The 272-nt window shown below is 57.7% G+C and carries 1 rRNA gene; it reads left to right on the top strand.

The window, feature by feature from the left end:
* A 23S ribosomal RNA gene (locus tag MRBLMG1_RS03790) occupies positions 1 to 272 on the top strand; the annotation flags it as partial.

Raw genomic sequence — 272 nt, 5'->3', positions numbered from 1 at the left:
GACAACCAGGAGGTTGGCTTAGAAGCAGCCACCCTTGAAAGAGTGCGTAATAGCTCACTGGTCAAGTGATTCCGCGCCGACAATGTAGCGGGGCTCAAGCGTACCGCCGAAGTCGTGTCATTGCAGCAATAGGGCCAACGCCCGCTGTGATGGGTAGGGGAGCGTCGTGTGCCGGGTGAAGCAGCCGCGGAAGCGAGTTGTGGACGGTTCACGAGTGAGAATGCAGGCATGAGTAGCGATACACACGTGAGAAACGTGTGCGCCGATTGACT

Source organism: Streptomyces sp. LMG1-1-1.1, assembly GCF_040815545.1.
GTDB lineage: Bacteria > Actinomycetota > Actinomycetes > Streptomycetales > Streptomycetaceae > Streptomyces.
This window is presented reverse-complemented; position numbering and strand designations above follow the sequence as displayed.